Genomic DNA, 23881 nt, shown 5'->3' with positions numbered 1-23881 from the left:
AATGGATATTTATGTATATTGGGAGATGCTTTTGCATCTCCTTTTATTTTTATCTAGTTTTTATTACTATCTCTGCCTACTAAAATTATACTCTAACGACTTTAAAAGGTGTTTAGCTATAATTAGCAAACACCTTTCTCTTTACTTTCTCCACTGGCTGAAAGAATATTTAATTCATCTTCCTCTAAAGATATAGTTAAATTTATAAAGGCTATATTAAATACCTCTCTAATATTTTCAACTGGGCATATTTCAATTCCTCCTATTTCAAGAAGACCTTCACTCCAATTTTCTTTTGGTATAATAACTTTACTTGCTCCAGCTTTCTTTGCCCCTATTATCTTAGCTCTAACTCCACCTATTGGTTTTACTCCCCCTAATAATCCTACTTCACCTGTCATAGCTACTTTATTATCCACTTTCATACCTTTTATTGCACTATAAATTGCAGTTGCAATAGCTATACCGGCTGAAGGACCATCAACTAAGGATCCTCCTGGAATATTAACATGTATATCATATTTCTTACAATCAATATCAAATATATTACTTAATATTGTTAGAACATTTTCTACAGAAGAAATAATCATACTTTTTCTTGTAACTTTTTTATTATTACTAGATACACTCTCCTCTTCAACCACTCCAGATACTTTTAAGTTTCCAACACCATCCTTAACCCTCTTAGCAGATGCTTCTATAGTCATGACAGTTCCTATATTAGCACCATAAACAGCCAATCCATTTACTTTTCCAACGGAAGGTTCCTCAAATACCTTTTCTTCTATTCTCTTTGTATACTGACAATTTTCTATTATCCATTCAATATCATTACTAGTTATGTAATCTCTATTTTCATTTAAAGCAACCCCCGAACATAACTGTATTAGATTTATAACCTCTCTACCGTTACTACAGAATTCCCCTATTAATTCTTCACACTTTTTATCTAGCTTTAACCCTGCTTTTCTTGATGCATCTACTCCAATTTTTATTATCTCATCTGAATCTAATGCCCTAAAGAATATTTCTACACACCTTGACCTTATTGCAGGAAGAATATCTTCTGGACTTTTAGTTGTTGCACCAATTAATCTAAAATCTGCAGGCAAACCATTTTCAAAAACCTCCTTAATATATTTAGGCATATTAGGATCTTCTGAACTATAATAGGAACTATCTAAAAAAACCTTTCTATCCTCAAGAACTTTTAATAACTTATTTAGTTCTATAGGATGAAGTTCTCCTATTTCATCTATAAACAGTACGCCTCCATGAGCCTTTGTAACAGCTCCAGGCTTAGGCTGTGGTATTCCAGCTACTCCTAAAGAGCCTGCCCCCTGATATATGGGGTCATGTACAGAACCTATTAATGGATCTGCAATCCCTCTTTCATCAAACCTAATTGTTGTTGCATCTATTTCAACAAACTTAGATTCTTTCTTAAAAGGAGAGCTACTGTTTTTTTTAGCTTCTTCTAGAACCAATCTAGCAGCTGCTGTCTTACCAACTCCTGGAGGGCCATATATTATTACATGTTGTGGATTAGGACCGCATAAAGCCGCTTTTAACGCTTTTATTCCTTTATCTTGACCAACTACCTCTTGAAAACTACTAGGCCTACTTTTTTCTGTTAATGGTACTGTCAATGTAACTCCCCTCATTTTGTATAACTTCTCTAATTCCTTAGTACTTTCTTTATCTATAACTACCTTTCTTGCTCTCATGCTCTTATTATTAGATATAATAAGATATATCATTAGCCCCATTAAAACGATCTGTAATAAAATTAAAATTTCTGCCATTGCTCTACCTCCAAGTCATTAATTATATCCGTTTATAATTATTAACTCTTCCTAAGTCTGCTATACATAAAAAAATTAATTGATAATTTTTATAAAGCAAAAAAACTTTAGTAACATTAAACTGTTGAAGGTATTAACAAATTAATTGCCAGTATAATTAGGTGGGGTGGATATTTATTTTGCTTGTTCCGTCGCTGCGCTCCAAGTTATATCAAAACAAATATCCACCCCACTCATACTAAAGGCAAGGAAATTATAAAATTCTTATCCTTGATTTTATATTTTTTAATATGAAATTTTAATAATACCTTTTATTTATAGCAAATTAAAATTTTATACTTTCATAGACAGTAAAAAAAAGGCTGTAAAAACAGCCTTTTTTATTAAGCTGTTTCTACACCTTTTTTCTTTTTAATCTTCTTAGCTTTTAATTGAGGTCTAACCTCACCTTCTGGAAGCATTTGAATCTCTGGTCTTTCCTTCTTATTAATTGTAGGTTCAGTAATAACAACCTTGTTTATTCTTTCATCAGAAGGAATTTCAAACATAATCTCTGTCATTACATCTTCAATTATAGATCTTAAACCTCTTGCTCCTGTCTTTCTTTCTATAGCCTTTTCTGCAATTGCTTCAAGTGCTTTATCTGTAAACTCTAATTCTACATTATCAATTTCAAATAACTTCATGTATTGTTTTACTAAAGCATTTTTAGGCTTACTTAAAATATTAACAAGTGCTTCTTTATCAAGAGATTGAAGAGTTACTACAAGTGGTAATCTTCCTACAAATTCAGGAATCAAACCAAACTTTAATAAATCTTCTGGTTCTATTGATTTTAATAGACTTCCAATATCTTTTTCAGCCTTAGATTGGATATCAGCTCCAAATCCAATAGAACTCTTTCTTGTTCTTTTTTCAATTATCTTATCTAATCCATCAAAAGCTCCACCACAAATAAATAATATATTTCCAGTGTTAATTTGAATAAACTCTTGATGTGGATGTTTACGACCCCCTTGAGGTGGTACAGATGCAACTGTTCCTTCTAATATCTTAAGAAGCGCTTGTTGAACACCTTCACCAGAAACATCTCTTGTAATAGATGGATTTTCAGATTTTCTTGCTATCTTATCTATTTCATCTATATAAATGATTCCTTTTTCTGCTCTTTCAACATCATAATCTGCATTTTGGATTAATCTTAATAGAATATTTTCTACATCTTCTCCAACATATCCAGCCTCTGTTAATGTTGTGGCATCAGCTATAGCAAATGGAACATTTAAGAATTTTGCTAATGTTTGAGCTAAGAATGTTTTACCTGATCCTGTTGGTCCTAGTAAAAGTATATTACTCTTTTGTAATTCAACATCATCATTGCTCTCATTAGAATTTATTCTTTTATAATGATTATAAACAGCAACTGCTAAAGATTTCTTTGCACTTTCTTGACCAATTACATAAGAATCTAGATATTCTTTGATTTCTTGTGGCTTAGGAAGTGTTTTAGTATCAAACTCTACAGTATCTTCAAACTCATCTGCTATGATTTCTGAGCATAACTCAATACACTCGTCACAAATATATACACCAGGTCCAGCTATTAATCTTTTTACTTGGTCTTGATTCTTTCCGCAAAAAGAACACTTCAGCTGTTTCTTGTCATCAAATTTAGCCATAAATTCACCTCACTTAGACAATAGGTTTTTATTTATCTTTCCCTAATTCGTTCTTTGTTATTACTTTATCAACAATTCCATATTCTACAGCTTCTTCACCGTCTAAGAAATAATCTCTTTCCACATCAGCTGATAATTTTTCTAATGGTTGATTAGTATTTTCACTTAAAATCTTATTTAATCTCTCTTTAATCTTTAACATTCTGTTTGCATGAATGCCAATATCTGTTGCTTGACCTTGGAAGCCTCCAAGTGGTTGATGAATCATAACCTCAGCATTTGGTAGTGCATATCTCTTTCCTTTTGCACCACTAGATAGTAAGAATGCACCCATTGAAGCTGCCATACCTACACATATAGTTGACACATCTGCCTTAATATAATTCATAGTATCATAAATAGCCATACCAGCTGTAACTGATCCACCTGGACTATTTATATATAAGAATATATCCTTATCTGGATCTTCACTTTCTAAGAATAATAATTGAGCTACAATTAGGTTAGCAGATTCATCTGTTACCTCACCGCTTAGCATGATTATTCTATCTTTTAATAATCTTGAGAAAATATCATAAGATCTTTCTCCTCTGCCTGTTTGTTCTACTACCATTGGAACTAATGCCATAATACTACCTCCTAATTAACATACCCAATCTTGTATAATTAAAATATTAATTAAATTATACTTGATTTGTCTTTAATTGTTAATATTAATTTGAAATAATTGCCAGAAATACTTTCTGGCAATTATCTCTTGTATATATTAAGCTGTTTTGCAATTGTCTTTTAATAATTGAATTGTTTTACCCATAACTATATCATTTTCTAACATAGCTTTTTGTGAATTCATTAATAATTCAACCATTTTTTCTGTTTCTCCAGCTGAGTACATCTTTGCAACTTCAGTAGCTTTTTCCTTTAGTTCTTCTTCTGTTGCTACTATGTTTTCAGCCTTAGCAATTGCTTCAAGAACTAGATCAGCTTTAACCTTTCTTTCAGCATTTGCTCTCATGTAATCTCTCATCTTTTCTACAGTGTTTCCTGTAAACTCCATGTATTGATCTAGAGTTAAACCTTGATATTGTAATCTAGATTCTAAATCTTTAATCATATGATCTATTTCTTTTTCTACCATAACCTCTGGTAAATCAATTGTAGCTGTTTCTATAGCAGCATTTATAACTGCATCTTCATATTCTCTTTCAGCTCTATTATCATTGTTTTCTTGAATCTTCTTAGTTATGTCTTCCTTTAATTCAGCTATTGTATCAAATTCAGAAACATCTTTTGCAAATTCATCATCTAAAGTTGGAAGTTCTTTTGCTTTAATTTCTTTAACTGTTACTTCAAAAGTAGCGTCCTTATCGTTTAATTCTTCGTTTCCGTATGCTTCTGGGAACTTAACTTTAACTTCTCTAGTTTCTCCAACAGCAGCACCAACTAATTGTTCTTCAAAGTTATCTATGAATGAACCCGAACCAATTTCTAAAGGATAATCCTTTCCTTCTCCACCTTCAAATGCAACTCCATCAGTGAATCCTTTGAAATCTATAACAGCTATATCTCCATTTTCAACTGTACCTTCTGCCTTAACTTCAACTCTAGCGTTCTTTTCTTGCATTGACTTTAATTGAGCTTCAACTTCTTCTTCTTTTACTTCATAAGAATTCTTAGCAACTTCTAATCCCTTGTATTCTCCAAGAACAACTTCTGGATATACAGTTACTTGTGCAGTATATACAAGGTCTTTTCCTTCCCCAACTTCTACAACATTTATTTGTGGGTAATCAACTGGTCTTAAGTTGTTTTCCTCTATAGTCTTTGGATAAGTTTCGTCTATAACAAAGTTAATAGCATCATCAAAAAGTACTTCTATTCCATAGTACTTCTTAACCATAGCCATTGGAACCTTACCTTTTCTAAATCCTTGTACATTGAAGTGCATCTTATTCTTATTATATGCTTTCTTTAGTGCTTCGTTAAACTTTTCTGCTTCAACCCTTACTTCTAACTTAACTACATTGTTTTCTATTTTTTCCATTTTAGCTTCCATCTCTTTTATTATTCCTCCTAAAATAGTTATTTACCTATTGATAGACTAGGATATTATATCACATATTCCTAATTATTATCAAATTATTTGTTTCTTTTACACTAATCTGTAAATATTCACTCTTTATTGAGAAATTACTCCAGCAGTGTTAATATACTTTGTATTTCCATCAATTGTTACTGTTATGCCTTTTTCAGGTACAACTTCTCCAATTTGAATATCCATTCCTTTTGTTTTCCATAAAGTTTTATCTGTATTGTTAGTCAAATCCTTAATCCATATATATTTATGAGTTGCTGCCGCTCCAAAATACGGTAGCTGAGATATGTAAATAATGGTATTTTCATCTATGAAACTTGGTATAGAGTGCCAAATATATCCCTCATAAGCTGCTAACATTTTGTCTTTAGAAAATGTTTGCTTAGATGTTGAAATATACTCTTTTTTCGTTACATCTTTTAGGCTACCATCTACATTTAAAAGATATAAATTTTGATTAGGGTCCATTACAATCATTTGTTGTTGTGAAGGACTTAATGAAAAAGTATACCCTTCTATAGGTTCTAATGCTACAAACTTCTTAACGCCTTCAATTTCTACGTATTCTGCTTTAGCAACAGTACCTTCTTTTATATTAAAATCAATATATGTTCTTTCTGGTTCCTTTTCAACATCTTGCGGTTTCTCTTCTTCTATTGGTTCCTCATCCAATACCTCTTCATCTTGCTCTACAGACTTTCCTGTATCAACCCAAGCTTGTATCTTTGCTTTAACTTGTGTGAAATCTATGTTAGGTAACTGAAATTTAACAAACGCTACCACTACAACTAGAAATATCAAAATAATCCCTATTGTTATTCTACGTTTTCTTCTTTTCATTTTTTTCTCGTAATCTCTACTAAATATGCTTGGTTTTGCCAAGTTTCATACCTCCTTCATATAATTCATAAAAACAATACAAAGTTCCCCCCATTTTTGCTTTTTATTCTATTTAATATTATACATTATATTAATTATTTTTGGTATTTTTTAAATATTAATTTTTTCTTAGTAATTATGAATTAATGCCTATTACAGCCCTTTGAACATCCGCTACAGCTAGAACACCCACCAGACTTCTTACTACAACAACCACCGCATACTTTAGACCTAACAACATTTTCACTATAATCTTCATAATCTCGGGTATCTTTTAATAAATCCTCATACTTTCTTGCCCTTACGATCATAGAGTTAGAATTTATCTCATTAAAATTATCCTTATCAAAAGAGCCATATACTTCAATATCTACAAATCCAATATTCTTTAATATATTAATTAAATCTTCTTTCCAAATAGGAGAAACAATTTCAGTATCACTAAATATTTTATCTTTATTACCACTAATTATAAATTTATCATAATTAATAATTTGCAATACTATATATCCATTTACTCCTAATTGCTCGTATATTTTCTTCGATAACTCTCTTATAACTCTAATTTCTCTTAACTCCTTTGCCACCTGACATAAAAAACATATTTCTTTAAAACTTTTTCCCTTTTTATAAAAGTTATTCAAAAAAGCATCACTATTTTTTTCTATAAAGCACTCATACTTTGAAATTTTTTCCTTCAACTCTTCATTTTCATCTACTCCAACAATTAATAATTTATCTTTATAGTTAAGCTTCTCCTTAACAAATTCTACTTGACCATCATCTATCTTAAAAATACTATTAAACTCTTTTATTATGTCCATTTGCTCACCTTCATTTATACACAATATTTTTATTATCTATAATAGTAGTATATTTTATCCATATATTTCAATGCTTTTTTTAAATTAATTAAAATAGCATATATTTGTCGAAAACTTTTATAAAAAATTAGAAAAAATTTGATTTTTTTCTATTGATTTTATCTATTTTTAATTTATAATTTAAGTATAAGTATTTTAAAACTCAGCCCATACTGCTCTACTAATATTTTTATTAGTAAGAGTTTTTATAAACCCCACATATATGTTCATTTATTCCCTTTCTTAAATGAACATACCCTTTAACCTGTACTTATTGTAAGTGCAGGTTTTTTGTATTTCTCCTATATCTTAAATAAAAATAAGAAATTGCCACAGGGCAATTTCTTATTCACAATAATATATGTTTACTTTTTATTAGTTATTTTAATTAAATAGGTACATATTTTCTCGGATTTTGATGTTTATTATTTACCCTCACCTCAAAGTGCAAATGAGGTCCTGTACTATTACCTGTAGAACCAACTAAAGCAATAACCTGCCCCCTGCTAACTTTTTGGTTTTTAACCACATTTAGTTTAGAACAATGCGCATATAAAGTTCTATATCCACCGCCATGGTCTATAATAACTACTTGTCCATACCCACCTTGCCATCCAGAATACACAACAGTTCCACTCTTTGAAGCCTTAATAGGTGTACCAGATGGAGATGCTAAGTCTATACCTGTATGAAAACCACTCTGTCCGCTAATTGGATGAGTTCTAGGACCATATTCACTAGTAACACGTCCGCCAGTTGGTCTTAAAAAGGTTTCTCCTTGAGAATTACCACTATTTTCACTATCAAGTCCATTAAATAAATCATCCAATTTATTCTGTAAATCTTGATTAAAATCTGTCAAATCACCTATTTTCTCCTGTAATTCTCTTTCCTTATCTGATAGAGAATTAATCATGCTTTGCTTTTTGCTCTCTATTCCTTTTAAATCATTCACTTGAGCTAAATACTTATTTTGTTCATCTACGAATTCTTTTTGAGCATCAACCAATTCTTGCTGTTTATTTTTTATTTCTACTTTTTCCTCATCTAACTCAACAATCTTTTCTTCTAATAACTTCTTTTCATTATTCAATGATTCTTTAATGCTATTTACTTCACCAATAAGCTTTTTATCAGTATCAAGTATCTTTTTCATATTATATATATTACCTATAAAGCTTGAAAGACCATCACTACTTACTAAAAAGGCTAACATTTGACTAATCACATCATTTTTGTAATAATTTCTTATTCTTAGTCCAAGCATTTCTTCTCTTTCTTCTGCTTCATTTTCCTTTTTAGCTATAAGTTCCTCTTTTTTAACTATTTCCTCTTCAACCTCATTTATTTTAGCTTGTACATCGTCTATTTCAACTTGTAATGAATCTATCTTACTTTGGAACTCATTTACCTTCTTGCTAGATTTCTCTAGCTCCTTATTTTTCGCTTCCATCTCTTCCGTAATCTTATCTAATTCTTTATTTACATTATTAACTTGATTTTGTATTTTGTCCTTTTCATTTTGTAAATTGTCTATGGCTTGATTATTATTATTAATTTGGTCTTTTATATCAGATGAATTAGTTGCATAAACAATTGGACTCTCAAAAATAAAACAAGATAACGAAATAATAGCTACTATCTTTATTAAATTTTTCTTCATTACTCCTCCCCCTTTTTAACTTATAAACTAAAGTTTTCTACATCTTCTGCCTTCCATTCCTTACCGTTATAAAGCATTTTAGTGAAAAACAATTTATTGCTTTCCTCTTTATTTAATCCAAGAAAACTCTTACTTACTGTATAATCTACACTTACTACAATAGTTGCACTATATACTCCATTTTCATACCTATATTGGTTTTTATCCTCAACTATCCTTATATCATTTATGTTATATTTATTTTTTAAAATGAAATACTTCTTTTCTAACACATCGTAAATTTTATTAATAGCATTTTCTGTTCCACCCTTTATAACACTCTTATCTTCATTATTAAGAGCTAAAAAAACACTCCTATAAAATTCATCAACCACAGTATTTATTTCTGACTTTAGAGTTTCATTTTCCATACTTAAATTAAGTGTTAAATTAGGGATATCTTTAACTTGAACTTCTTCACCTTTAACTCTCCCCCAAGGAAACTCTTTTTCAATATGTAATTTAACCTCTCCTGTAGTAGGAAATGGTCCTATATTTTTTGCATCTTTTACTAATATTCCAGTTGATTGTCCATTAGCAAATACTTCTGCATCATAAAATGCTGATGATATATTAAGCATTACAGCATCAAACTCCATATCTATCTCTTCATCTTTCATAAGAACTATTTCTTTAGATGCTTCTATATATCCAAATCCACTTTCTAAAATTCCTTTTACTGTATAAACACCTGGTATTAACTTATCTATTTTACTTCCTGTATTTATATAATTTTTATCATCTACAGTAAATCTACTATTCTTAAATTCACTATCAATTTTTAAACTATATGGTTTAATATCTATATAATACTTTGTTCCAAACACTCTATTCTCTTCAACAAGTTTTAAATCTTCTGTCTCTCCTACTGTCTTCAATTTATTTATTATTGAATCCACTCTAGAGCTATCTTTTGAATAATAATTAATAAGCGGTTGAAGATCCTTCTTACTTACTCTTTTACTGTTGAACTTAACAATTGAAGAAAGTTTGCTTGGATTTTCATTTTTTAACGCTATTTCTAGTTTACTTAACAAATGCTCTTTAGAAGTATTTATTCTACCAATACCAAATCCTAAAAACATAAGTATTACTAATACTAAAATAGTTAAAATCTTGCCCCTCTTCTTAATAAACTCAAAGATAGTATCTTTCTTGATGCTCTTAATATCTTTAATTAAATCAGAAAAATAATTTTTCAAATCCTCTTTCATATAATACCTCTCGATAAATTATTCTAAGATATCAATAATCCACTTTCCACATTCAATACACTTATAAACTCTAATAACAAAAAGATCAAGTTCATCTTGTTTTATATTCTTTGCAAACATATCAACTTCTTCCTTTGTTATGAACTCATCCTCTTTATTAATAAAACCATGTACTTGGATAAAATAGTTATCCTTACTCTTCTCACAGCAATCATTTTGAGTTGCACAAGTTACCTTCTCATAAGTTAATTCACTTTGCATATCTCTTAATATATCTACAATATCTAAATATTCATTTATATCATCTAAAAAATCCTCTTCATAAAAACTTAACTCATTTACTTTAAATAATTCTTTCATATTATTTCTCCTTTCGTTTTCTTCTTTTAGTATACCTATAAATATTACAAATTTCTATCCTTTTAATCACAGAATCTTTACCCTTTACTTGACAATCACTTATTTTCCAATAAATCTATCATAAAGAAAAAAGACTAGTTTCCCAGCCTTTTAGTTTATCTTAAATATTGTTGCATCTATTTCTTTCAACTTATATTGATTTAAATATTTATTTACTATATCATCTACATCCTTTAAGTAATATTCTCTATCACTTACATTTGGTAGAACTTCAGCATCTTTTGTTATACAAAAATAAACTGTATCCTCTACAAAATTAGAAGATATTTTATTGAAATCTCCCTCAGACAAAAATTCACCAACATATAAATATGCAACTTCTAACTTTGTTTTCTTATGAAGTAATGAATACATTTCAGATTTCCCACTAACCTTAAATGGATTTTTAATCACTTCAAATTTTGCTTCATAATACTTAATTATTGCCTCTTTCATATTATCAAAGTTTCTAGCTATTAATTTTTCATACTGCTCTTTTACTCTTCTGTTATACTTCATTATTAATTCAAGAAGCTCACCATAATTTATCTCTTCCGTATATTCATTTTTAATCTCATTCTCTTGTATCTCTTTAGCCTCTACCTTTTCTTGAATCTTAGCTAAATTAATTTTTTTCTTTGTAACACTTTCTTTTTCAATTACATCCATTTTAGATTTTGGCATTACCTTATTACCTTTTATTCCAATTACTTCTGATGTCTCAATTACTTTCGCAATTGTTTCTTTATTTTTGCTAGGGAACCAAGTACTAATAGCATCTAAGGATAACTCTCCTATACCCAAAACCATAGTTTCTATCTTTTTTTGCATACTATTTATCTCACCCTACCTCTTTCTGTATAATATATTTATATTTTACAACTTATACCAATTACTATCAAGAAGAATTACATATTTTGAATTTCTTTTCTTTCTCCTTTGAAATTATTTATCTTTTTACTTCTTTTCTCTAGTTCTTCTTCTATATCTTGAAGAGAAATTTCTAATTCAGCCATTAATACTAAAAGGTGATATATCAAATCACACATTTCATTTACTTGATTATCCTTATTATCTCCTAAGCTACTAATAACAACCTCTGTTGACTCTTCTCCAACCTTCTTTAATATTTTTTCTAAACCTTTATCAAATAAATATGCTGTATATGATCCATCTTCTCCCATATCTTTTCTAGTTAATATTGTTTTATATAACTCCTTTAAAATGCCCTCCATTTACTTTCCTCCTATAAACTTCTATAAAAGCAACTTCTCTCTCCTGTATGACACGCCGCTCCTACTTGTTCTACCAAAACTAGTAAAGTATCATTATCACAATCTATCTTTATCTCTTTAACATACTGTAAGTGTCCTGAAGTTGCTCCCTTATTCCATAGCTCATCCCTACTTCTACTATAAAACCATGTGGTATCACCTTCTAAAGTTTTTATTAAACTTTCCTCTGACATATAGGCAAGCATTAAAACTTCATTACTATTTATATCTTGAACAATTGTTGGTACTAAACCATTTCCTTTTTTAAAGTCTACTTCTTGTACCTTTTTTATTATCTGTTCCCTATTCATACACTTATACTCCTAGTATCTAACACTTATATTTCTATCCTTTAAATATCTCTTTACTTCTTCTACTGATAATTCTCCATAATGAAAAAGTGATGCCGCAAGAGCTGCATCTGCTGTTTCATCTTTAAAGACTTCGTAAAAATGTTCAAGTGATCCGCATCCCCCTGAAGCTATAACTGGCACATTGGTTATATTAGATACTGACTTAGTAAGTTCAATATCAAACCCTTTTTTAGTTCCATCAGCTTCCATAGAAGTTAATAATATTTCTCCAGCACCTAGTCTTGCTCCCTCTTCAATCCATCTTAATGCATCAATTCCTGTATCGATTCTGCCACCATTTATAACTACATTCCATCCTGTATTATCATCTCTTTTCTTTGCATCAACTGCTAGTACAATACACTGATTTCCAAAATAGTATGCTCCTTTTTTTATAAGTTGCTTATCTCTTACAGCAGCTGAGTTTAAACTCACTTTATCTGCACCAGCTCTTAGTATCTCCTTAATATCCTCTAAGTCTTTTAACCCTCCCCCAACTGTAAATGGAATAAATATTTTTTCAGCTACTCTCTCTACTACCCTTCTCATTATCCCCCTACCTTCATGAGTAGCTGTAATATCTAAAAACACTAGTTCATCTGCTCCTGCCTTATAGTAGTATTCAGCTAAATCTACAGGATTTCCAACATCTTTAAGTCCAACAAAGTTAACTCCCTTTACAACTCTTCCTTCTTTAACATCTAGACAAGGAATAATTCTCTTTGTATGCATATACTATTCCTCCCTTGTAACTTTTATAGCTTCTTCTAAAGAAAGAGTTTTAGCATATATAGCCTTTCCTGTTATTGCTCCATATACATCTATTTCTTTTAAAGCTTTTATGTTAGATATATCTCTTATTCCTCCTGAAGCTGTAATATCAATACTAACTTCTTTCTTTAACTCATTTAACATTTCAATATTAGGCCCCTCTAGAGTTCCATCCTTCGAAATATCAGTAACTATAATATTTTTAACCCCTAATTTTTCTAACCTCTTTGCAAATTCTATATAATGAATAGAACTTTCTTGAAGCCATCCTCTTCCACATGCATAACCCTCCTTGCAATCTATTCCTACTGCTATTTTTTCTCCATACTCTCTTAAAGCCTTCTTTAAAAGATTCTCATCTTCCATAGCGCTTGTACCTAAAATAACCCTTGAAACTCCATTATCTATAAGATACTTTATATCTTCAAAGTTTCTTATACCTCCACCTACTTCAATAGGAATAGACAGGCTTTGTGCTACCTTTATAATTACATTTGAATTAACCAATTCACCTTTTTTTGCTCCATCCAAATCTACTAAGTGCACCCATTGTGCTCCAAGGTCTTCAAATTTTTTCGAAGTATCATAAACATCTTCTGACACTATTTCTTTTTTATTATAGTCTCCTTGATATAACCTAACTGGCTTTCCATCTATAATATCTATTGCTGGTATTATTATCATCAGATCAACTCCTTAAAATTTCTTAAAATATTAAGACCTGCTTCTCCACTTTTTTCTGGATGGAACTGCGCTCCCATTACATTTTCCCTTCTAACCAATCCAGGTATTTTTAAACTGCCATAATATGAAACCCCTACTAGATCTTCATCATTATAATTTTGAGCATAGTATGAATGTACATAATATACAAAAGGAGCTTTCTCTGAGCTAGAAATCAATTCATCTTCCCTATTCTTCTCTAAGTTGTTCCATCCTATATGAGGTATCTTTACATTTGGATCCTCCATCTTTACAATCTTACCTTTTAATAAACCTAATCCTACTCTTTCTTCTCCTTCATATCCTTTTTCAAAAAGAACCTGCATACCTAAACATATTCCTAAAAGTGGTTTTCCCTTTCCCACTTCCTCTTTTAATATTTGGTCTAGATTCAATTTTGTTAAATTATCCATACAGTCTTTAAACGCTCCTACTCCAGGCAAAATCAAGCCACTAGCATCCCTTATATCTTTAACTTTAGAACTTACTTTGCACCTACACCCTATTTTATTTAAAGCATTATATACACTTTTTAGATTTCCCATTCCATAATCTATAATTACAACCATATTGCCTCCTAAAGAATTCCTTTTGTAGAAGGTAATCTACTACTGCCCTTTTCTATTTCTTTTGCTTCCTTTAACGCTCTTCCTAATGCCTTAAATATTCCTTCTACTTTATGGTGATCATTCTCTCCGTATATAACTCTTGCATGCAATGTTATTCCAGCATTAAAAGCAAAAGCTCTTAAAAATTCCTTAACCATCTCTGTTGAAAAGTTTCCTATACTTTCTCTTTTAAAATCACCTTCAAATACTAAAAAACTTCTTCCACTTATATCTAAAGACACTAGTGCTAAAGTTTCATCCATAGGTATAAAGAAAGTTCCATACCTCTTTATACCCACTTTTTCACCTAATGCTTCTTTAAAAGCTTGGCCTAAAATTATTCCAACATCCTCAACAGTATGGTGGTCACATACATCCAAATCACCATGGGCTATTACTTCTAAATCTATTCCACTATGAAAAGCCATTAAGTCCAACATATGATCAAAAAACCTTATTCCTGTTTTTATATTAGACTTTCCCTCACCATCTAAATTAATTTTTAACTGAATTTTAGTTTCATTAGTATTTCTATTTACACTACATTCCCTTTTAAGCATAGCTTACTCCCCCGTATCCAACTATTTCTCTTATTGCTTGAAGAAGTTTGTTATTCTCAAATTGGCAACCCACAGTAATTCTAAAGTTATTCTTCTCAAAACTTCTTATAAGAATTCCTCTGGATTTTAATCCATTAATTAACGCTTCCTTATACTCTGTTCTTCCATAGATATAATTGGCTTTTGAAGGATAGAATTCAATATATAAAGCTGAATTCTCTTGAATTTCTTTTAAAGATTTATAAAGCTTTTCTCTTTCAGATACAATTTCTTTAATATTTTTTTCAACATGCATTCTGTCCTTTAAAACAATACTTGCTACAACTTGAGATAAGGAATTAACGTTATATGGTACTTTATATTTATTTATTTTTTTGATATCTTCACAATTACCAATTAAAAAGCCTATTCTTGTTGCTGCTAACCCCCAAGCTTTTGAAAGCGTTCTTGTAACTAATAGATTCTTATATCTATTAATGTAAGGTATCATAGATTCTCCAAAGAATTCATAATACGCCTCATCTACTAATACTACTTTATCCTTAAATGCTTCTAGTATCTTAGTTATTTTAAATGCTTCAATTGCATGTCCTGTTGGATTGTTTGGATTAGAGAAAATTATCATATCTACATTTTCCTTTTTACCTAGCTTTATAAATTTATCTATATCAAAGCTTCCATCTTCTTTTGTGTTATATTTAACCATCTCACCCGAATGCATAGAAACATAGTAATCATACATTGAGAAATCAGGGTTAAGAGTTAACAACTTCTTTCCCTTTGCAATCTTTAATCCTATTACTAATCCAATCATTTCATCAGAACCATTTCCAACTACTATATTTTCTTTGTCAACGCCTGCATATCCCCCATATAATTCTTTTAGAAGTTCACTGCCATCTTCCGGATACCTATTTAAATCTAAATTACATATATCAGTTTTAATGTGTAACATCATTTTTTCATCTATTCCGAAGTAACTTTCATTAGCATTTAGTCTAATTTCTAAATTATCATGTAAATTTATATATGATTCTATTCCTTTCATATTACTTCACCCTCACCTTCACAGAGTTTGCATGTGCTGTAAGTCCTTCTTTGTTAGCTATATTAATAATCTTTTCTCCATATTTTTGTATTGCTTCTTCAGAATAATAAAGAAATGATGATTTTTTTATAAAACTCTCTACTGAAAGAGCCGAGTAAAATCTAGCTGTTCCATTAGTAGGTAATACGTGATTAGTACCTCCAAAATAATCTCCAACAGGCTCTGGTGTATTATTTCCTAGGAAAACAGACCCTGCATGTCTAACTTTTCCTAAAAGCTCCATAGGATTTTCGGCCATAAGCTCTAGATGTTCTGGTGCAAACCTATTTGAAACCTCTATGCATTCCTCTATTGAATTACAAATAATAGCTTTTCCATAATTCTTTAATGCCTCTTCTATTATTTCTTTTCTATCTAAATCTTTTATTTGAGCCTCTAATTCTTTCTCTACCTCTTCATATAGCTTCTTAGATGTAGTAACTAAAATAGATGATGCTAACCTATCGTGTTCAGCCTGAGACATTAAATCTGCTGCAATATATTTTGCATTAGCATTTTTATCTGCTATTACAAGTATTTCACTTGGTCCTGCTATCATATCTATATCAACCTTGCCAAATACTAATCTCTTTGCTGTTGCCACAAAAATATTGCCCGGCCCTACTATCTTATCTACCTTTGGTATACTTTCTGTTCCATTTGCTAAGGCAGCTATCCCCTGGGCTCCCCCTAATTTATAAATCTTACTTACTCCAGCAATTTTAGCCGCTACCCCTATATATGGATTTAATTTTCCTTCCTTATTAGGGGGTGTTATCATTATTATCTCTTTAACTCCTGCAACCTTTGCTGGTATTACATTCATAAGAACAGATGACGGGTAAGCAGCTGTTCCTCCTGGAACATATACTCCTACAGAATCTAAAGGTATGACTCTTTGACCTAGGAAAATACCATTGTCTTTATTTAAAATAAATCCTCTACTTTTTTGTGCATTATGATAATATTCTATATTTTCTTTCGCTTCTTCTAAGTTTTCTATAAAGTTTTTTTCAATCTTTATAAAACATTCATCTAATTCTTCTATACTTACTTCAAAGTCATCTAACACAACTCTATCAAATTTCTCTGTGTATGCTTTTAACGCTTTATCACCGTTTTTTCTTACATCTTCTATAATATTAGAAACGCTTCCTAAAACTTCTTCTTTTACTTCTTCTTCTCTATCTTTAAGCTCTTTTAAAAGAATATCCCAATTATCATTTTCAAGATCTATAAGTTTTAACATACTCTTGCCCCCTCTTTATTTATTGCTTATACTTTATAAAACTTGTTTTAACCTGTTGATAAAAGCCCCAATTTCTTCTCTCTTCATTTTAAAACTAGCTTTATTTACTATAACTCTTGCACTTATATCACATATCCTATCAAAAACAATTAATCCATTTTCTTTTAAAGTTGTTCCTGTTTCCATAATATCTACAATGGCATCGCATAACCCTAATATAGGTGCAAGTTCAACTGACCCATCAATTTTTATTATTTCTACATCCATCCCCCTTTTCTTAAAATATTCTCTAGCTACCCTGGGATATTTAGTTCCAATCTTTATATGACCAACCTTCTTAAAAACATCTTTTTCTGGTAATGATGCTACTATAAAGCCACATTTACCTATTCCTAGATCTAGTACTTCATAGTAATTATTATCACTTTCCATTAAAGTGTCTTTCCCAACTATCCCAATATCAGCTACCCCATGTTCAACATAGGTTATGGAATCTGCTGCTTTAACTAAAAAATATTTAATTTCCTCAATAGTATCATTGAAAACAAGTTTTCTTCCTTTGTTCTTAAGTTCTTCTGTTCCAAAGTTAGCTTTATCTAATAGCTTTACTATTTCTTTCTCTAGCCTTCCCTTTGTAAGTGCTATACTTATACTCATTGCTGCGTCCCCTCCTTTACTACCTTTATTCCTTCAATATCTTTAGAAGGTACAAGTTCTGCTACGTAATCTAAGTTTCTTAAAACTTGTCCTTGTTTTATAGCTACCACTATATCCTTAGGATTATAAATAATTCTATACTTTTCTTCTTTCCTATTGCTCTTCTCATCTTCTAATTGAACCAGCGGATCTAGATTTATAGAAAATCCTACAGCAGGCAAATCTCTTCCAAATGTTGATATAAGTTCATCATACCTTCCCCCTCTAAGAACGGTATCCCCAATTCCTTCTACATATCCTTTAAATATAATCCCAGTATAATAATTTAATCTTGGTACAATTCCTAAATCAAAAGTAAGTTTATCTCCATATCCTAGGTTGTCCAATATTTCATATATATTTCTTAAATACTTAATTTCATTTAATATTTCATTATTAATAGCGTACTTTTCTCCTATATCCAAAACCTCTACTCCTCCAAAAAGCCAAGGTAATTTCATGAAGAAATTCTTATAGTCATCTCCTACTTTCAACATATCCAGATACTCTTCTAATTCCTTCATACTTTTTTCATCAATAAGTTTTGCTAAAAAGCTTCTCTGTTCAAATTCTAAATTTAACCACTCTACTGCAGAATTAAAAAAGTTTATATTACCTACCTCTATCTTATAACCAGTTTCTTTTAAGACTTTTAAACTTTCTAATGCTGTAATAAGAATTTCAACATCTGAATCAATTCCATTTAATCCAATAAGTTCAACACCACAATCTGTATATTCATTCTTTTTTCCACCTAAACTTTCATGAACTCTAAATACATTGGAATTATATCTTAATCTAATTGGTGGATTAATCTCCTTAAATTTTGTAGCAACTACCCTTGCTATAGGTATTGTCATATCGGGTCTTAAAACTAAAATTCTCCCCTTATCATCGAAGAACTTATACATATCTTCTTCCTTTAAATTTGGGAATCCTCCATTAAAGGTTTGATAATATTCTATTGTAGGCGTTATAACCTCTTTATATCCCCACTTGTTTAGTATATTTTCAATTTCTAACCCAAGCTCTTTTTTTCTAATACATTCATCTAAAATAAGATCTCTTGTTCCTTCAGGAATAATATTTTTATTAACCATTTCCCCTCCATCCTCCTTTTTAATTTAACACATTAAAGCAATAAATCCTTAAAATCATAATATGCTTATGTTTCTATATTGTCAATATTTTCTATATATATTTCATAATTTCCTCAAGAATAAAAAAAGAAACCACAAAAGTGATTTCTTAAAGCCTATACTTATTATCTATTTGCTATTGGCTAGTTCCCCAATCTTATTTCCTGCTAATCTATATGTTGTCCATTCTTCCATTCCAATAGAACCAAAGCCTTTATAGAACTTTATTGAAGGTTCATTCCAATTTAAACAAACCCATTCCATTCTTTCACATGAATTTTCAACTGCTATCTTAGCCAGAACCTTAAATATTTCTTTACCATATCCTTTACCTCTATGCTCAGGTAATATAAATATATCTTCTAGATATAATCCTGCCTTTCCTATAAAAGTTGAAAAGTTAAAGAAATATAAAGCAAATCCTATTGGATCTCCATTTTCTTCAGCAATTAAAACCTTAGCTCTATTATCTTCAAATATACTTTTTCTTAAAACTTCCTCAGTTGCAACAACTTCATTACTCATTTTTTCATATTCAGCAATTCCTTTAATAAATGAAAGAATTAAAGCTGTGTCTTCTACTGTAGTTTCTCTCAACTTAAATTCATCATATTTAGTATCTATGTATTTCACAAATATCCCCCTCTTCTGCAAAAATATAACATATAAATTTTACCATATAAAAAGACTATTGCAAAACTTTAAGTTCCACAATAGTCAAATATAATTTACTTTAATTTTACAACTTCCATATTATCAATTGCATCATTAACTAGCTTTTCAATATCAAGCTTGCTTTCACTCTTTCTCATAGCTTCAACTTGAGGTTTTGTTTTAGGATGCTTTGGAACAAATATTGTACAACAATCCTCATATGGAAGAATTGAAGTTTCGTATGTATCTATGTCTCTAGCTATATCCATAATATCTTCCTTATCCATAGCTATAAGTGGTCTAAATACTGGTCTATCAGCACAATCTGTACTTACGATTAATCCCTCCATAGTTTGACTTGCAACTTGACCTATACTTTCTCCAGTAGCTACAGAATCTATTCCTAGTCTATCTGATAACTCACAAGCTATTCTCATCATAAATCTTCTCATAATAATTGTAAGCTCGTCTTCTCTACACTTTTCTATAATTTCCATTTGAACATCTGTAAATGGAACTATATATAAATTAACTTCTTCAGTATATCTAGCAAGAATTTTAGCAAGAGTTTTAACTTTATCCTTAGCTCTCTCAGAAGTATAAGGATGACTGTGATAATAAACACAGTTTAATGCCACCCCTCTTCTAGCCATTAGATACCCTGCAACTGGTGAATCTATACCTCCTGATAACATAAGCATAGTACTTCCATTTATTCCATAAGGAAGGCCACCTGCACCTTTAATCTTATCATTATTAGTCCATATATAAGCATGTTCTCTAATTTCAACATTTAATGCACATTCGGGATTCTTAACATCAACTGTTATTTCTCCATCCATATGGTGTAATACATATCCACCAACTTCTCTTGAAGTTTCCATAGAGTTTTGTGGGAACAACTTATTTGCTCTATTTGTTATTATCTTAAATGTTTTACATCCACTTTCTCTTACCTTCTTTAAAGCTTCTTCCTTAATTGCTGACATATCCCTATCAACCTTAGTTACTATACAAACCTCAGCAACACCAAAAACTCTTTTAATTCTAACTATAGCTTCATCTATTTCATCAACTTTTATGAAGTATCTATTTTGATCTGATATTATTTCAAAATTTAAACCTTCAAGTTTTATAGCTATATTATCTCTTAGCTTCTTCTCAAATTTATTTCTATTTAATCCTTTTAGAAATATCTCTGAGGCATACTTAACTAGTATTAATTTACTCATCTTCTAATCCTCCTTAAGAATACTAATCCCTTTTTTAGGGCATCAATAGTCTTATCTATTTCTTCTTTTGTATTTTCTGGCGAGAAAGAAAATCTTATTGCCCCCTCAACCTCTTTCTTAGTCAGATTCATAGCTTCCAAAACATGACTTCCTATAACTCCGCCCTTGGATTTAGAAGTACAAGCTGAACCTGTAGATACAAAGATATTAGCATCTTCTAATAAATGTAGCAATACTTCTCCTCTAATTCCTCTAAATGAAACATTTAAAATGTATGGAGAAAACTTATCATTCATTAGACTATTTATCCTGATATCATCTATTTCAGAAAGTCTTTTTATCATATATTCTTTTAATTCACTAACCTTTTCATAGTTTATATCCATATTCTTAATAATATCTTTAGCAGCAACTGTTAATCCCATTATTCCATGTATATTCTCAGTTCCAGCTCTTAGTCCTCTTTCTTGAGTTCCACCATGAATATGAGGTACTATGCTAATCCCTTTAGCTAAATAGCAGAATCCAACACCCTTAGGTCCATGAATTTTATGTGCACTAACTGTTAATGCATCTATTTTCATTTTCTTAACGTCTATAGGAAATTTACCATACCCTTGGACTCCATCTACATGGAACTTTGCTCTATTACTTATAGCCTTTATAGTTTCACCTATTTCTTTTAAATTCTGTATGCTTCCAACTTCATTGTTAACAAACATAACTGAAACTAAAACAGTATCTTTAGTAATAGCTTCCCTTAGTTCTTCAATATCAATTTCTCCAAATTCATTAACAGAAAGATATGTAACTCTTACTCCAGATTTCTCAAGAGTTTCAACAGTGTTTTTTATGGAACTATGTTCAAAAGGAGTTGTAATTAAATGTGTTCCTGGCTTTACTAACCCTTTAACTACAAAGTTGTTACCTTCACTTCCCCCTGAAGTGAAATATATTTCATCATTGCTACAATTTATTGTTTTTGCAATTACTTCTCTACATTCATCTAGTTTTTTTTCTGATTCCATACCTAGCTTGTGTGAAGATGATGGATTAGCATAATATTTTTTCATTCCATCACATATTGCTTCAATAACTTCTTCTTTTGGCTTAGTAGTAGCTGCATTATCTAAATAAATTTCCATACTTCTCACCTCTTCTACTAAATTTAGTATTATCTATATTTCTACAAGTAATACCTTAGTATAATATATAACTCCTTTTTACATCAAGTTTAAATTTACACATTGTAATTATTTGGTAACAGTTGTATAATTAATTTTAGATTCTTAATAATGAGGTGTTTTATATGAAAATGTATGAATATAAAGTTGAACATATTTCATTTGATTTAAAAACAACTTTTAGTGAAGAAGAAATAGAAAATAAAGTTTTAGAAAAACTAAATTCATTAGGTAGAGAAGGCTGGGAGCTTTGTGCTGCTGATAAAGATCACTTCTACTTAAAAAAAGAAATTTAGCCATTACATTTCCTATAAATATATAAATAAAAAAGAAGATATTTACCTACATGTAAAAATATCTTCTTTTTTTGTTTATTCCATTGCTATAAACTCTACTTTTTCTACCTGTTCTATTTTACTTATTCCATCCATTAACGAGGTAATGTCACCTTCTAAGTTACTTATATCTATAGTTAAGCTTATATATGCATACCCATTAAGAGGTATACCTTGATTAATAGTAAGTATATTTCCCCCTTGACCTGAAATGAAGTTTAATATTTTAGATAGAATTCCTCTACCATCAATTATCATTATATTGAATGTAGCTTTCCTCCCCTGAGGACTTTCAGAAAACTCATAAATATAATCCTTATATTTATAATATACACTTCTACTAATTCCAGCCATCTTAGTAGCTTCTGTTACTTCTTTAACTTTTCCATCTTTTATAAGCTTCTTAGCATTTAACACCTTTTCATATACCTCAGGTAAAACCCTCTTATGAATTACAAAATAATTTCCATCCACTATTTATCACCCTCTATTATTATTGCACCATTTTTGTCTATAGAAAGTTCATGAATAGCCCAATTTAAGGACCTTACCTCTAAAAACTTCTCCATATGGCTTTTAAACTTGTCATTTTTATCAGAAATCATTGCCATTATTGTTGGACCCGCCCCACTTAAATATGTTGCTAAAGCACCTAATCCATTTGATTCCTCTTTTACTTCATAAAAACCGTTTATTAACTTGCTCCTATAATTTTCATGAAAAACATCCCTACATGCATACTTTAATAAATCATGATTTCCGTTAGTTAATGCAGTTACCATTAGAGACGCTCTACTCACATTATATATGCCATCTTTTAAGGATATTTCCTTAGGTAAAACCACTCTAGCATCCTTAGTTGAAAGTCTAAAATCAGGTATTATAGGAACAAACTTAATATGTTCTTGAACCTTCACCATATCATAGTATACCCTACCACCTTCCATTATAGCAACTACCATTCCACCTAAAACAGCAGGTGCAACATTATCAGGATGTCCTTCTATTTCTACAGCCATTTGTAATATATCATCTTTAGAAAACTTGTTTCCCATTATTGCATTTGCACCAATAAGACCAGCAACTATACAACTAGAACTACTTCCCAAGCCTCTAGAAATAGGAATATCTTGCTTAATTGTGCTTATTTCTAAACCTTTTGGATTATATTTTCCTTTATTAAAGCAAAACATCATAGCTTCATAAACTATATTATTTTCATTACAAAATTCTTCTGGTACTCCATTAAACTTTAAACCACTCTCTATTTCTTCAAATCCAAATTCATTATATAATTCTACTGCAATTCCTATAGAATCAAATCCTGGTCCCATATTAGCGGATGTTGCAGGCACTCTTACCCTAATCATTCTTATCCCC

General features: G+C 30.3%; 26 protein-coding genes. 1 reads left to right on the top strand and 25 read right to left on the bottom strand.

Annotated features, from left to right (window positions below):
- Positions 1-122: 122 nt before the first annotated feature.
- The 23 genes from lonB to KIB46_RS04995 form a co-directional block, all read right to left on the bottom strand.
- Positions 123-1805 carry an ATP-dependent protease LonB gene (lonB, locus tag KIB46_RS05105; RefSeq protein ID WP_291671068.1) on the bottom strand — a complete coding sequence of 561 codons (1683 nt, stop codon included), beginning with the start codon at positions 1803-1805 and terminating at the stop codon, positions 123-125.
- 383 nt (positions 1806-2188) lie between these two features.
- Positions 2189-3484, bottom strand: a complete 1296-nt coding sequence (clpX, locus tag KIB46_RS05100; RefSeq protein WP_156560632.1) for an ATP-dependent Clp protease ATP-binding subunit ClpX — start codon at positions 3482-3484, stop codon at positions 2189-2191.
- A gap of 28 nt (positions 3485-3512) precedes the next feature.
- On the bottom strand, positions 3513-4112 hold the full coding sequence (gene clpP, locus KIB46_RS05095) for an ATP-dependent Clp endopeptidase proteolytic subunit ClpP (RefSeq protein ID WP_027096816.1): 600 nt from the start codon (positions 4110-4112) through the stop codon (positions 3513-3515).
- A 138-nt stretch (positions 4113-4250) separates the two neighbouring features.
- Positions 4251-5540, bottom strand: a complete 1290-nt coding sequence (gene tig, locus KIB46_RS05090; RefSeq protein ID WP_291671067.1) for a trigger factor — start codon at positions 5538-5540, stop codon at positions 4251-4253.
- A gap of 123 nt (positions 5541-5663) precedes the next feature.
- Positions 5664-6461, bottom strand: a complete 798-nt coding sequence (locus KIB46_RS05085) for a hypothetical protein (RefSeq protein WP_291671066.1) — start codon at positions 6459-6461, stop codon at positions 5664-5666.
- A gap of 140 nt (positions 6462-6601) precedes the next feature.
- Complete coding sequence (locus KIB46_RS05080; RefSeq protein ID WP_156560638.1) at positions 6602-7282, bottom strand: hypothetical protein; 681 nt, start codon at positions 7280-7282, stop codon at positions 6602-6604.
- 427 nt (positions 7283-7709) lie between these two features.
- Positions 7710-8984: a peptidoglycan DD-metalloendopeptidase family protein gene (locus KIB46_RS05075; RefSeq protein ID WP_291671065.1), complete on the bottom strand. Its 1275-nt coding sequence runs from the start codon at positions 8982-8984 to the stop codon at positions 7710-7712.
- Positions 8985-9004: 20 nt separating this feature from the next.
- Positions 9005-10237, bottom strand: coding sequence for a hypothetical protein (locus KIB46_RS05070; RefSeq protein ID WP_291671064.1), 1233 nt, complete (start codon positions 10235-10237; stop codon positions 9005-9007).
- A gap of 18 nt (positions 10238-10255) precedes the next feature.
- Positions 10256-10597 (bottom strand): hypothetical protein, encoded by a 342-nt coding sequence (locus KIB46_RS05065; RefSeq protein WP_156562078.1) that lies wholly within the window; start codon positions 10595-10597, stop codon positions 10256-10258.
- 150 nt (positions 10598-10747) lie between these two features.
- Positions 10748-11467, bottom strand: a complete 720-nt coding sequence (locus KIB46_RS05060; RefSeq protein ID WP_291671063.1) for a hypothetical protein — start codon at positions 11465-11467, stop codon at positions 10748-10750.
- A gap of 77 nt (positions 11468-11544) precedes the next feature.
- A complete protein-coding gene (hisE, locus tag KIB46_RS05055) occupies positions 11545-11871 on the bottom strand; it encodes a phosphoribosyl-ATP diphosphatase (protein ID WP_291671062.1) in 327 nt (108 codons plus the stop codon).
- Positions 11872-11882: 11 nt separating this feature from the next.
- Positions 11883-12221 carry a phosphoribosyl-AMP cyclohydrolase gene (gene hisI, locus KIB46_RS05050; RefSeq protein ID WP_291671061.1) on the bottom strand — a complete coding sequence of 113 codons (339 nt, stop codon included), beginning with the start codon at positions 12219-12221 and terminating at the stop codon, positions 11883-11885.
- Between the two features lie 12 nt (positions 12222-12233).
- Positions 12234-12995 (bottom strand): imidazole glycerol phosphate synthase subunit HisF, encoded by a 762-nt coding sequence (gene hisF / locus KIB46_RS05045; RefSeq protein ID WP_291671060.1) that lies wholly within the window; start codon positions 12993-12995, stop codon positions 12234-12236.
- Positions 12996-12998: 3 nt separating this feature from the next.
- A complete protein-coding gene (gene hisA / locus KIB46_RS05040; RefSeq protein ID WP_291671059.1) occupies positions 12999-13718 on the bottom strand; it encodes a 1-(5-phosphoribosyl)-5-[(5-phosphoribosylamino)methylideneamino]imidazole-4-carboxamide isomerase in 720 nt (239 codons plus the stop codon).
- Positions 13718-14326 carry an imidazole glycerol phosphate synthase subunit HisH gene (gene hisH, locus KIB46_RS05035; RefSeq protein WP_291671058.1) on the bottom strand — a complete coding sequence of 203 codons (609 nt, stop codon included), beginning with the start codon at positions 14324-14326 and terminating at the stop codon, positions 13718-13720. Before hisH ends, hisA begins: the two co-directional genes overlap by 1 nt.
- Positions 14327-14334: 8 nt before the next feature.
- Entirely contained in the window at positions 14335-14925 is a 591-nt protein-coding gene (gene hisB / locus KIB46_RS05030; protein WP_156562062.1) for an imidazoleglycerol-phosphate dehydratase HisB, read from the bottom strand.
- Positions 14918-15973, bottom strand: a complete 1056-nt coding sequence (gene hisC / locus KIB46_RS05025) for a histidinol-phosphate transaminase (RefSeq protein WP_291671057.1) — start codon at positions 15971-15973, stop codon at positions 14918-14920. Before hisC ends, hisB begins: the two co-directional genes overlap by 8 nt.
- Position 15974: 1 nt before the next feature.
- Entirely contained in the window at positions 15975-17261 is a 1287-nt protein-coding gene (gene hisD, locus KIB46_RS05020; protein WP_291671056.1) for a histidinol dehydrogenase, read from the bottom strand.
- 33 nt (positions 17262-17294) lie between these two features.
- A complete protein-coding gene (hisG, locus tag KIB46_RS05015) occupies positions 17295-17918 on the bottom strand; it encodes an ATP phosphoribosyltransferase (RefSeq protein WP_291671055.1) in 624 nt (207 codons plus the stop codon).
- Positions 17915-19057, bottom strand: coding sequence for an ATP phosphoribosyltransferase regulatory subunit (hisZ, locus tag KIB46_RS05010; protein ID WP_291671054.1), 1143 nt, complete (start codon positions 19055-19057; stop codon positions 17915-17917). The genes hisG and hisZ overlap by 4 nt, the downstream gene beginning before the upstream one ends.
- Before the next feature lie 168 nt (positions 19058-19225).
- Positions 19226-19729, bottom strand: coding sequence for a GNAT family N-acetyltransferase (locus KIB46_RS05005; protein ID WP_156562051.1), 504 nt, complete (start codon positions 19727-19729; stop codon positions 19226-19228).
- 95 nt (positions 19730-19824) lie between these two features.
- Complete coding sequence (gene thiI / locus KIB46_RS05000) at positions 19825-20982, bottom strand: tRNA uracil 4-sulfurtransferase ThiI (RefSeq protein ID WP_156562049.1); 1158 nt, start codon at positions 20980-20982, stop codon at positions 19825-19827.
- Positions 20979-22127: a cysteine desulfurase family protein gene (locus KIB46_RS04995; RefSeq protein WP_291671053.1), complete on the bottom strand. Its 1149-nt coding sequence runs from the start codon at positions 22125-22127 to the stop codon at positions 20979-20981. Before KIB46_RS04995 ends, thiI begins: the two co-directional genes overlap by 4 nt.
- Positions 22128-22291: 164 nt before the next feature.
- Here KIB46_RS04995 and KIB46_RS04990 point away from each other — a divergent pair, with 164 nt between their 5' ends.
- Positions 22292-22462, top strand: coding sequence for a DUF4177 domain-containing protein (locus KIB46_RS04990; RefSeq protein WP_156562045.1), 171 nt, complete (start codon positions 22292-22294; stop codon positions 22460-22462).
- Between the two features lie 75 nt (positions 22463-22537).
- On the opposite strand, the gene KIB46_RS04985 is transcribed toward KIB46_RS04990, so the two are convergent.
- Both KIB46_RS04985 and thrB read right to left on the bottom strand, forming a co-directional pair.
- On the bottom strand, positions 22538-22975 hold the full coding sequence (locus tag KIB46_RS04985; protein WP_156562042.1) for an ACT domain-containing protein: 438 nt from the start codon (positions 22973-22975) through the stop codon (positions 22538-22540).
- Positions 22975-23871 carry a homoserine kinase gene (gene thrB, locus KIB46_RS04980; protein ID WP_156562040.1) on the bottom strand — a complete coding sequence of 299 codons (897 nt, stop codon included), beginning with the start codon at positions 23869-23871 and terminating at the stop codon, positions 22975-22977. Before thrB ends, KIB46_RS04985 begins: the two co-directional genes overlap by 1 nt.
- Positions 23872-23881 lie beyond the last annotated feature (10 nt).

Source organism: Clostridium sp., assembly GCF_018372875.1.
GTDB lineage: Bacteria > Bacillota > Clostridia > Clostridiales > Clostridiaceae > Clostridium.
The sequence above is the reverse complement of the archived record's forward strand: the minus strand, read 5'-3'. Positions and strand labels throughout refer to the sequence as shown.